A 10649-nucleotide genomic window follows, 5' to 3' on the forward strand; every position below is an offset into this window, starting at 1 on the left:
CTACATGAGCAGGAATGCGGAATCGAATATATCGAGCTTCTCGCCCCGCGAGCCGCGCCGCACCGCCGCACCGCGCCGCCTAATCCGCGCACAGCGCATGCGTCATCAAATACGACAGCGCGGCCTCGGCGCCGCAGTTCATGTTCGGCCCGTTCTCCTGCAGGCCGTCGAAGCAGCAGCCCTCCTTCGGGTCCGCCATCGGCACGCCGAGGTCGTTGTCGCCGTAGAACCAGTCGAGACACCGGTTCCTCGCCTGGCGCAGGAACTCGATATGCTCGGCGATGTCGACCAGCCGCGCATCGCCCAGCACGAGCTCGCCGGAGCGCTCGGCGGTCAGCGTGCCGCTCTTGGCGTGGCCCCGGCCGCTCTCCGCCGAGGAGGCGGAGACCAGCAGCGAGACGCCGTCATGCCGCACCGTCTCCAGCGCGGCTGCCGCCTCCTCCAGCGCGAGCGCGAGCTTGAACAGCTCGAGCGGCTGCTGGTCCCAATAGCTGACGGAATCCCTCGTCCGCCAGCTCTCGTTGCCGATCGGGCGGAAGCAGCCGTTCTCGGACGTCATGGCCGTCTGCAGCGAGGAGAGGCTGTCGAGCCCGATCTCCAGCGTCTCCGCGCGCTTCGTCACGCGGAAGGCCCGCAGCATCGCCCACGGCAGAATGCCGTTGCTGTAGCTCATGACGGGCTCGAACCAGCGCCAGCCGCCGTGGGAGAAGTGGCGGAACGCATCAATTAGAATCTGCTCGAACCTTCGCAGATGATGCTCCAGCTCATTGCGCCATCCAGAAGGCAGCTCGATCACGCCGTTCCCTGCCGCCTCCAGCAGATGGGCGCAGGCCGCCATCGCGAACGCTCGCCCGCGCATGGAGCCGATCGAGCCGATCGTGCGAATCGCCTTCTGGAACAGGATGAACGCCGTCTCCCGCTGGCCCTCTCCCAGCCGCACCCATGCGTCGGCGCAGCTCCAGACCGCGCGCCCCTGGCAATCGTGCGACACGCCCTCCGGCTCCAGCGATCGGTCGTAAGCGACATTGTTGTGGAACCAGCCGTCCTCCTGCTGCGTCCACAGCAGGAAGGCAAGGTAGATATCCGCGAGCGATCTCAGCGTCGCCCGATCCGCTTCGCCAACGAACCGCTTCCGCCGCGGATCGAGCCACTCCGCGACGGTCCACAGCGCCCTCGCGTTGTCGTCTGTCGTATAGCCCTCCTGACGTCTGGGGATACGGCCAAGCGCATGCTCGAGCAGCCCTGTGTCGTCCGTCAATCGGCGCAGATGGACGAAGGAGGGAGCATCGCTATGACCGCCATGACCGCCATGACCGCCATGACCGCCGTGCCGCCGCCCCGAGTTAGACGACATCCGCCATGCTCCGCTGCTGATTCGCCGCCACCCGCTCCAGCAGCCCCAAGTACTGCGCCCCTACTTGCGGCCATTGCAGGCTGGCTCCGATCTCCGCCATCCACCTCTCGTAATCGGCGAGAAGCCCCGGGAACGAGAATAGTTCGATGATCTTCGCGCTCCACGCTTCCGTATCCCCGTACGGAAGCAGCAGCTCGTCGCGGCCTTGGACGAGGTCCTTGGCGTAGCTGTACGGCGTGCTCAAGATAGGACGGCCTAACCCGGCGGCATAGGCGAGCGTTCCGCTCGTAATCTGCTGCATGCCGGGATAAGGCGTCACGTACAGGTCGCAAGCCGAGATAAGGGACACGAGCTCATCCTCGGGCACGTAACGATTCATCATTTTCACATGATGGGTCAGTCCGAGCTCCTCTATTAACGCGGTCAGTTCCTCGCGGTAGGATTCTCCCTCGTGCTTCTTCACCTCCGGGTGCGTCTGCCCGGCGATGATGTAGAGCAGGTCAGGCACGGCATTCACCGCCTTGGCGAACGCCCGGAGCAGCGATTCAATGCCTTTGGACCGGCTAAGCAGGCCGAATTGGAAGACCGCCTTCCGACCCTCCCAGCCGTACTGCCGCCTGGTTAGCGACCGCTCGCTCCGGTTCGGCACCGGCGCTCCATGCGGAATGAACGCGATCTTCTCCGGCGGAATCCCGAAGTGCTCGCGCAAATAACCGACGGCCTTGCGGTTCATGACGTGAATGCATTCGCTTCTCTCGGCAATGGCAGCCTGCACGGACGCGTAGGGCTCAACAGGATTCTCAAAAACGGTATGGAACGTCGTCACGACGGGCTTCTTCAGCCGTTCCAGCAGCTCCAGCAGGTGACGGCCCGCCTCCCCTCCGAAAATGCCGAATTCATGCTGCAGCGACACGACCTGAATCTCGCTCCGATTCAAGATATCGGCCATCGCCCGGTACTCGCCGGCTTCCTGCTTGAGCAAGGGGAACTGCCAAGGCTCCCGGTAAGCCTCCAGCTCTTCGGGATTGCACATGGCGACGACCCAGTCCGCAACCGGGCTGCCCTTCGATCGGGAGACGGCTTCCCGCAAGTGGTGTGTGAAGGTGGCGAGCCCGCATTTCTTCGGGACATAGGTGCTGAGGTACGCGATCGGAAGCGAAGCGGTTGTCATGGGCGTTGCACCTCCAGGACGCGGTTGCAAACCGCTTCGTGTAAGATATGAGGACCTGCGTGGGTACCCGTTCCGAAAATGCAGTTGCTCAGCTGTGCCCCAGTTCGAATTCGGCAGCGATCCCAGAGGATCGTCCGGGCCATGCGAACGCCGCCGCCGATTCGGCTGCCGGCTCCGACCACGGCATAGGGGCCGATAACGCTGCGGTCGCCGATCGTGACGTTAGGGCCGATCATGACGGGAGGGACCAGAAGGGCGCCTTGCCCGATCCGGACGCCTGTACCGAGCCAGATTCCATTGTCGTCCAGCGCCTCGCCGCTAATCGGCAAAGGAAACCGTCGGTCCAGCACGTCCCAATGCAGCTGGCGATAGCGTTCCGTCGTGCCCATATCCATCCAGTAGCCTTCGAGCTTATGGCCGAAGACGCCGGCGCCATTGCGGATCAGGAGGGGGAAGGTCTCCTTCTCGATGGACACCGCTCCGCCGGACGGAATATAGCGGAGCGCCGCGCGATCTACAATATAGATGCCAGCATTGATCAGATTGGAGGGGGCTTCCGCTAATTTGGGCTTCTCCACGAAGGAGCGGATTCGCCCGCCTTGACCCATCTCCACGGCGCCGTAGTGGCTCGGGTCGTCCACCTCGGTCAAGCAGATGGTGACCATGCCGTCATGCTCTTCGTGGAACCGGATCGCCTTCTGAAGGTCCATCTGATGGATGATGTCGGCGTTCACGACGAGGAACCGGTCGCCAAGCAGCGCTTCCGCATTCTTGATCGCGCCAGCCGTGCCGAGCAGCTCCTTCTCCACGGCATATTCGATCGACACGCCGTACTTGGAGCCGTCGCCCAAGTGGGACTCAATCATCTCGCGATAATGTTTGACCGCGATCACGAAGCTTCGGATGCCTTGCTGCTTGTAGTCGAGAATGAGATGTTCCAGCCATGGACGGTTGCCGACCAGCGCCATCGGTTTCGGCCTATTCTCGGTGAGAGGGCGCAGCCTTGTTCCCAATCCGCCGGCCAAGAGCAATGCTTTCATGAAGATCAGCCTCCGTTATTTGATTTGGTACCCTCGGACGGGCACTACGCGATACTTACGCAACCGTCAACTTCCCGCCGCCTCCATGACAATGCAAAAAAACGCCTTCCGCTCGCTTGCGCGAAGGAAGGCGTCGACGTATTGGCATAGTGTATAGTTCGATTGTAAAGGATCCACTGGTATGTCCTGAGCTGCGATCTCCCTGCGGATGGATGACGGAATCAAGGAACCAAGCGTGCCGTTGATATCGCCTACTTTACCGGAAAAAGGAAGAAAACTCAAGAGTTCTAAACGCCGCGAGAGCCGGACAAGCCTCTTCCGCCGCACGTTCTCCGCGGACTGACGATTCGCGCCAGCGGGTTCTCCTCTCCGATCAGCAGATCCCGGATGAGCTGCGCGCCGATCGTGCTGTAGACGCTGCCGTTGCCGCCGTAGCCCAGCAACAAATAGATGCCTGGCCGATCGGGGTCCTCTCCGATCCAGGGCAGGTTGTCCGCGGACTCGCCGAACGTGGCGCACCATTCGAAGGCCAACTCGGGACGCAGGTCCGGGAACAGCTTGACGATCTCGGCGAGCAGCCGCTGCGACCGCTGGCGGAGGTCCGCAGCGGTCAGCACGGGCTGGCGCTGCGGCTCGTCCAGCCCTCCGGCGACGATCCGGCCGTCCGGAGTCGCCCGCAAGTATAAGTACGGCCGCGCGGTCTCCCATAGCATGAACCGCTCGTGCCAGCCCGACAGGTCGGGCAGCGGCTTGGTCGCGATGGCGTACGAACGATTCAGCTTGGACAGAACCCTCTTGCTCCCGGCCGATTCCGGCGTATAACCGACGGCGAGAACGATGCGGTTCGCCCGGATAAGCCCTTCGCCCGTCCGGACCGCGAACCGGCCGTCCTCCCGCTCGATCGAGAGCATGGGCGTATGCTCGTAGACAGCCAATCCTTCCTTCGCGGCCGCTTCGACCATCGTGCATACGAAGCGGTAGGGGTTGAGCTCCGCGTCGCCATGCGTGACGATCGCGGCCTCCTTCCGGAACGGGAACCTCGCGGCGATCTGATCCTCATCCCACCACTCCGCCCCGAAGTTGTGCCGGTCCAGCAACTCATACTCTTCTCTCAGCTGCTTGGCGTCTTCCGGCGCGCTGGCGAAGTAGAAGCTGCTGCGCCGGTTGAATTCGACGTCGCGGGGCAGCGACCCGGCGACGACGCCCATGTGTTCGACTGCGTTCTTGCAGGCTCTATAGAAGCAGACGGCGTCCTTCTCCCCGATCTGCCGCGCTAGATCGCTGAGCGTAATGTCGTTGGAATATTGGATCAATCCGGTATTGGAAGAGGAGGAGCCGGATGCGATCTCGCCCTGCTCGATCAGCGCGGCATCGAGGCCGCTGCGGGCGAGGGTAAGCCCGCAGACGGCGCCCGACATGCCTCCGCCGACGATGAGTACGTCGCAGGAGGCTGTTCCGGTCAAATGGGGATAACGCGGCGAATCCGGCCAAGTAGAAGGCCAATAGAGCGATCCGTAGTGCAAAGTCAAAGGATTCCCTCCAGGATGGATAGTAGATTGGACTGATCCAAGTATGCGCATTAACCGGAGGTTGGAAACCACCCTGAGGCGGCGGTTCGGACAAGGACTTTCCGGCGTTCGCTCTTTGGTCTACAATAGGGACAGACTGGTGATGAAGGCGAGGACGGGAATGGACTGGACTGCAGACAGCCGATCGTCTCCGATCGGCTTCGGAACGGGCGGTTCCGGCGCGCGAAGCTCGCGGCGCTGGACGCGGCTGGATTGGATGATCATCGCAATATTAACTTTCGTATCCGCACTCATGTCGTTTCACGATTTGGGCAATCGCTCTGCGCCCCAGACCTACTGGAAGCCATCCCAATCAGGCGAGGGCTTCATTGTCGACTTCGGCCGGCCGCAGACGGTGGACCGGTTGAACCTATACGAGGGACCGGGAGCGACGGGCAAGAGCAAGATCGAATACTCGGTAGACGGGACGACTTGGCAGCTCTACACCGAAGTGGAGCACAAGGTCAACCGCGTGTTCACTTGGAAGACCGAGACGCACAAGAAGGATGAGAAGGATGAGAAGAGCGAGCCCGTTAGCGTTGAGGCCCGCTACATACGCTATACCGTCGTGACGCCGGGCTTCAGAATCTACGAAGCGGGATTGTTCGCGAACGGTTCGGACGCTCCGATTCCGATCGCGGGCATTGAGCCGATCGGCACTCGCGGCAGTCGAACGGAGGGGGCGGAAGAGCAAGTATTCGACGAGCAATCGCTCGCTCCGTTCCGGCAGGACTACCGCAACAGCATGTTTTTCGACGAGATCTATCATGGACGCACCGCATATGAATTCGTTCATTCGTGGGAGCCCTACGAGAATACGCATCCTCCGCTCGGCAAGGACATCCTGTCGATCGGCGTGCAGCTGTTCGGCATGACGCCTTACGGCTGGCGCTTCATGGCCGCGGTCGGCGGAACGGCGATGATCCCCGTCTTCTACATGGCGCTCCGAGGCATGTTCAAGCGAACGCGGTATGCCGCCGTCGGCACGCTGCTGATGCTGTTCGAAGGCTTCCATCTCGTCCATTCGCGCATGGCGAACGTGGACATCTTCGGCGTGACGTTCACCATTCTGATGATCTACTTCATGTACCGCTACGGCGAGATGAAGTGGAGAGACGGCGGCTTCGCCAAAGGCATCGGCTGCTTGGCCTTGTCGGGCTTCTTCTTCGGCTGCGCGGCTTCCGTCAAGTGGAATTATCTATACGGCGGAGCGGGCTTAGCGATTCTATTCTTCCTGTTCCTGTACCGCCACATCCGGGATTGGAGACGGAGCGGACAGCGCTCCGGCTCGGCGAAGCGCGCGGTTCTGACGCTGCTCGCGTGCCTCGTGCTGTTCTTGGCAATTCCGGCCGCCACTTATGCGACAACGTATATCCCGTATCTGAAGGGCACCGTCGCCGACGACGGCTTCAAGGATTTGTGGCAGTACCAGAAGAACATGTATCATTATCACAAAGGCGTCAAAGAGGCGCACCCGTACGCTTCCAAGTGGTACACGTGGCCGTTCATGGTCCGTCCGGTCTGGTATTACGGCGGCGTCGATCTGGGCAAGGGCGACGCCCAGAGCATCGCCGCGATCGGCAACCCGCTCGTCTGGTGGGGCGGCCTGCTCGCGATGCTCTTCACATGGGCGCTCGGCCTGCTGCGGCGGGACCGGATCGCGCTGACGATCGCGGTCATGTATTTATCGTTCTATGTGCCGTGGATGGTAGCGCCTCGGAGCATCACGTTCTTGTACCACTACTTCCCGATGGTGCCGCTGCTGATCCTGTCGATCGTTTGGCTGCTGAAGTTCATCGAAGAGCGGACGGGCTACGGCAAGCGGCTGACATGGCTGACGGTCGCGGGAGCGGGCGTGCTGCTCGTCTGGTTCTACCCCGTGCTGACGGGGATGACGATCAGCCGGGAATGGATGAACTTCGGCATTCGCTGGCTGGATAGCTGGGGCTTCTAATCGGCTCGGCTGGACCACCGGACCTATGGATAATGGATGATGGATGATGGATGATGGCAATGGATAGTCGGATAAGCGGTATAGAGGAAAAGGGGATTCTCAGATGAACGCACCCGTGTTTCTGTCGGTCGTCATACCGATGTACAACGAAGAGGAAGTCATCGAGGCGACGTATCGGAGGCTTACGGAAGCGCTGAAGCCGATCGGGGAGACGTACGAGCTCGTATTCGTCAACGACGGGAGCCGCGACGCGACGGCGAAGATCGTCCGAAGATTGGGAGAGGCCGACGGTCGGGTGAGGATGATCGATTTCTCGCGCAACTTCGGGCACCAGATCGCGGTAACGGCGGGTATGGATTATGCGTCCGGACGGGTGGTCGTGCTGATCGACGCGGATCTTCAGGATCCGCCGGAGCTCATTCCGGAGATGATCGCCCGCTGGCGGGAAGGCTACGACGTCGTCTATGGCAAGAGGATTGCGAGACGCGGGGAGTCGTACTTCAAGAAGCTGACGGCCGCCGCCTTCTACCGGCTGCTGCGCTCGATGACGAGCGTCAACATTCCGGTCGACACAGGCGACTTCCGTTTGATGGACCGGAAGGTGTGCGACGCGCTCAGCAGCATGAGGGAGCAGAGCCGATTCATTCGGGGCATGGTCAGCTGGGCGGGCTTCCGCCAGACGTCCGTCGAGTACGTGCGCGACGAACGGTTCGCGGGGGAGACAAAGTATCCGCTTCGCAAAATGTTCCGGTTGTCGATGGACGCGATCACCTCGTTCTCGACGAAGCCGCTCAAGATCGCCGGCGTGCTCGGCTTCTTCATGTCGGCGGTCGGGTTCATCTACCTGCTGTTCGTGCTGTACCAGCGGATCTTCACGGATTCGACGACCCCCGGCTGGGCGTCGATGGTCGTCATCAGCCTGCTGTTCCACGGCATCACGCTGTCGCTGCTCGGCGTGCTGGGCGAATACATCGGCCGCATCTATGAAGAGACGCGGCGCCGGCCGCTCTATCTGGTGGCGGACAAGCTGAACTTCGGCGATGGCGAAGCTACGGCGGGCGCGCCTCCCGCGGATGCGCAGGGCTTCGATGAAGATAACGCACCGAGTCGCCCAACGGTCGGAACCGGCCGCCGCATGCCTTAAAGAACGAAGAGGCTGAAGCCCTGAAGTTACAGGGCCAGCCTCTTGTCCATTTCCGCCGCTTCCGCGAGCAGCTCGATGAGATGCCGGATGGCGGGATCTTTCCATTTCTTCTTATGGATCACGATCTGGGTGTAGAAGATAATGTCGGGATGCGAGAAGGGGAGAACAATCAACTGGCCTTCTGTCAGTTCCCGTTCGACGGTGATTCTCGGCAGCAAGGCGACGCCGTGTCCATATGCGACGAGCCGCTTGATGGCTTCAAGGCTGCCCAATTCGTGCAGAATCCGATAGGCGACCCCGTTCTCCGATAAGACTTGCTCGAACGCGTTGCGGTACGTGCACGCCGGTTCGGTTGCGATATACGATAATTGTTGAAGGTCCTGCGCGGAGACGTTGTTGCACCCGCGAAGCGGATGGTCGGGCGGAGCGACAAGCACCAGAGGCTCTTGGCGGAGCGGAATCGATTCGATATCTTCGTCACATACGATCCGGTCCATAATGACGCCCATGTCCAGATCGCCCGTCTTGATCGATTGAAGAACCAATTGTTCGCCGAGGGGCTTCACTTGCAGATTGATCTGCGGGAAGCATTCCCGGAACCGGCTGAATACCGGCGGGAGGAAGTAGGCCATCAGCGACTCGATCGTCCCGATATCGATGCGGCCGGATACCTGGCGCGAGATGAGATGCTTGGACTCGTCATACATCGTTACGATCTGCTCGAAGAAGCCGTGAAGCTGCTCGCCGGCAGACGTGAGGCGCATGGTGCGGCCGTAGCGTTCGAAGAGGACGACGCCGTATTCATTCTCCAGCTTCTGAATATGAGCGGTGACGCTGGATTGTGCGTAGCCGAGACGGTCGGCCGCCTTGGTGAAGCTTTGGCAGCGGGCGACTTCCAGGAAACTTCGCAAGTAGGTCAAGTCCAAGGAGTTCACCACCAGGCAATGGATTTGGCGTTATTAGCGCAGAGAGAGCAGGTTCGCCGCGAACCGGACGAAGCGTCCGATCCGGCGCCTTGGCGCTTTGCCAAGACTCGCCAGACGCCGGCGTTCCAACTGTCGTAGAAGCTCCAATTCATTTTTCTTCCATATTGTAAGGGCGTCATTATCGTTTATCAACATATTTTCGCCTCCTGCGGTCGTTCGGATGGCTTCATCTTACCACCGGAGGGTTTGGATAAGTTATCCAAAGAATCGCATAGCTTCGATCGGAGATACCGATGGAAACGTTATCGGCGCCGATGCGAGGCGTGCAAATTAGCGTTAGTTATCAATCGGGGAGATGACCACAGCATGGAGAAGAATATAAGGCCTGTAATGCCGCAGGACACGCCGCTCGTTATTGCGACAAGGGAAGGACTTGCGGAGAACGAGCATCGCGGACGGATCTGCGTCGTCTCGCCGGACGACGGCGGCAAGCTTCTGGCATCTTGGGGAGACGTGCAGGCGTCGGCGTTCATCCGGTCGACGGGCAAGCCGCTGCAGGCGATCGAACCGCTGCTCGGCGGCGTAGCGGAGGCATTCGGCTGGGAGGATCGCCATCTGGCGATGATGGCGGCTTCCCAGCGGGGCTTGCCGGAGCAGATCGAAGCGTTGACCGAGATGCGCGAACGGGCGGATATTCCGGAAGAGGCGTTCGTATTCAAAGCGAGCGCGCCAACCCATGCGACGTCGCGGGATGAATGGGCGAAGAGCGGGGCCGTCCCGCGGAAAATCTATCATACATGCGCAGGCAAGCATCTCGGCATGCTCGCTTGGTGCAAGCGGATGGGCTGGCCGCTCGAAGGCTACGCCGAGCCGGATCATCCCGCGCAGCGGCGGATCACCGCGCGCGTGCGCGAATGGCTGGACGCCGGCGAGGCGGAGACCGCCGTCGGTCGCGACGGCTGCGGCCTGCCGGTGGCGGCCGTGCCGATGTGGCGGACGGCGCTGGCCTATGCGCGCCTCGCCTGCCCGGACGCCGCGCCGAATGCGGCGGCGGCCGCGGCGGCCGAGCGTGTCGTGCGGGCGATGAACCGCTACCCTGAGCTGGTCGAGGGACCGGGCCGCCTGGCCAGCATCCTGCTCGCCGATCCGAATATCGTCGCCAAGAGCGGCGCGCAGGGGCTGTTCACGCTCGGGCTGCGCAAGGAGCGCCTTGGCATCGCGGTCCATCTGTCCGACGGCTCGGAAGCCGCCTGGGGACCGATCGTCATCGCGCTGCTGGAGAAGTATGGCGGCGCCTCGGCGGAGACGATGGAGCGTCTTCGCGCACGTTACCCGCGCGTGTTCCGCAACGATGCAGGCGCCGAAGCGGGAACTTGGGAAGTTGTGTTCTAACCGAAGCAAGCCCGCGTGAGCGGGCTTGTTTTGCTTCGGCTGCTGGTACTCGGTTTGGCCGAGTAATTCCCGCACAGGAGTACTCAGTGGAGTTGAGTTA

Annotated in this window: 9 protein-coding genes; 3 read left to right on the plus strand and 6 right to left on the minus strand. The window is 61.6% G+C overall.

All coding sequences use genetic code 11. The features are described 5' to 3' along the window. Positions 1-79 precede the first annotated feature (79 nt). The 4 genes from H4Q31_RS21025 to H4Q31_RS21040 form a co-directional block, all read right to left on the minus strand. Positions 80-1354, minus strand: a complete 1275-nt coding sequence (locus H4Q31_RS21025; RefSeq protein WP_245347472.1) for a hypothetical protein — start codon at positions 1352-1354, stop codon at positions 80-82. After that, the gene (locus H4Q31_RS21030; protein ID WP_185181028.1) at positions 1344-2525 is read right to left on the minus strand and encodes a glycosyltransferase; all 1182 of its coding nucleotides are present in this window, start codon (positions 2523-2525) and stop codon (positions 1344-1346) included. Before H4Q31_RS21030 ends, H4Q31_RS21025 begins: the two co-directional genes overlap by 11 nt. Then, positions 2522-3565, minus strand: a complete 1044-nt coding sequence (locus tag H4Q31_RS21035; protein ID WP_185181029.1) for a nucleotidyltransferase family protein — start codon at positions 3563-3565, stop codon at positions 2522-2524. The genes H4Q31_RS21030 and H4Q31_RS21035 overlap by 4 nt, the downstream gene beginning before the upstream one ends. Before the next feature lie 287 nt (positions 3566-3852). After that, positions 3853-5094, minus strand: coding sequence for an NAD(P)/FAD-dependent oxidoreductase (locus tag H4Q31_RS21040; protein WP_245347473.1), 1242 nt, complete (start codon positions 5092-5094; stop codon positions 3853-3855). A 160-nt stretch (positions 5095-5254) separates the two neighbouring features. Here H4Q31_RS21040 and H4Q31_RS21045 point away from each other — a divergent pair, with 160 nt between their 5' ends. Further along, positions 5255-7087, plus strand: coding sequence for a phospholipid carrier-dependent glycosyltransferase (locus tag H4Q31_RS21045; protein ID WP_185181031.1), 1833 nt, complete (start codon positions 5255-5257; stop codon positions 7085-7087). Between the two features lie 103 nt (positions 7088-7190). Further along, entirely contained in the window at positions 7191-8231 is a 1041-nt protein-coding gene (locus H4Q31_RS21050; RefSeq protein WP_185181032.1) for a glycosyltransferase family 2 protein, read from the plus strand. A 26-nt stretch (positions 8232-8257) separates the two neighbouring features. On the opposite strand, the gene H4Q31_RS21055 is transcribed toward H4Q31_RS21050, so the two are convergent. Together H4Q31_RS21055 and H4Q31_RS21060 are read right to left on the minus strand one after the other, a co-directional pair. Continuing rightward, positions 8258-9157: a LysR family transcriptional regulator gene (locus H4Q31_RS21055; protein WP_185181033.1), complete on the minus strand. Its 900-nt coding sequence runs from the start codon at positions 9155-9157 to the stop codon at positions 8258-8260. Positions 9158-9190: 33 nt separating this feature from the next. Beyond that, positions 9191-9352: a hypothetical protein gene (locus H4Q31_RS21060; RefSeq protein WP_185181034.1), complete on the minus strand. Its 162-nt coding sequence runs from the start codon at positions 9350-9352 to the stop codon at positions 9191-9193. A 171-nt stretch (positions 9353-9523) separates the two neighbouring features. Between H4Q31_RS21060 and H4Q31_RS21065 the strand changes: the two genes are divergently transcribed. After that, entirely contained in the window at positions 9524-10549 is a 1026-nt protein-coding gene (locus tag H4Q31_RS21065) for an asparaginase (protein ID WP_185181035.1), read from the plus strand. The last annotated feature ends 100 nt before the right edge of the window (positions 10550-10649 follow it).

It is taken from the genome of Cohnella lubricantis (genome assembly GCF_014212015.1).
Lineage (GTDB): Bacteria > Bacillota > Bacilli > Paenibacillales > Paenibacillaceae > Cohnella > Cohnella lubricantis.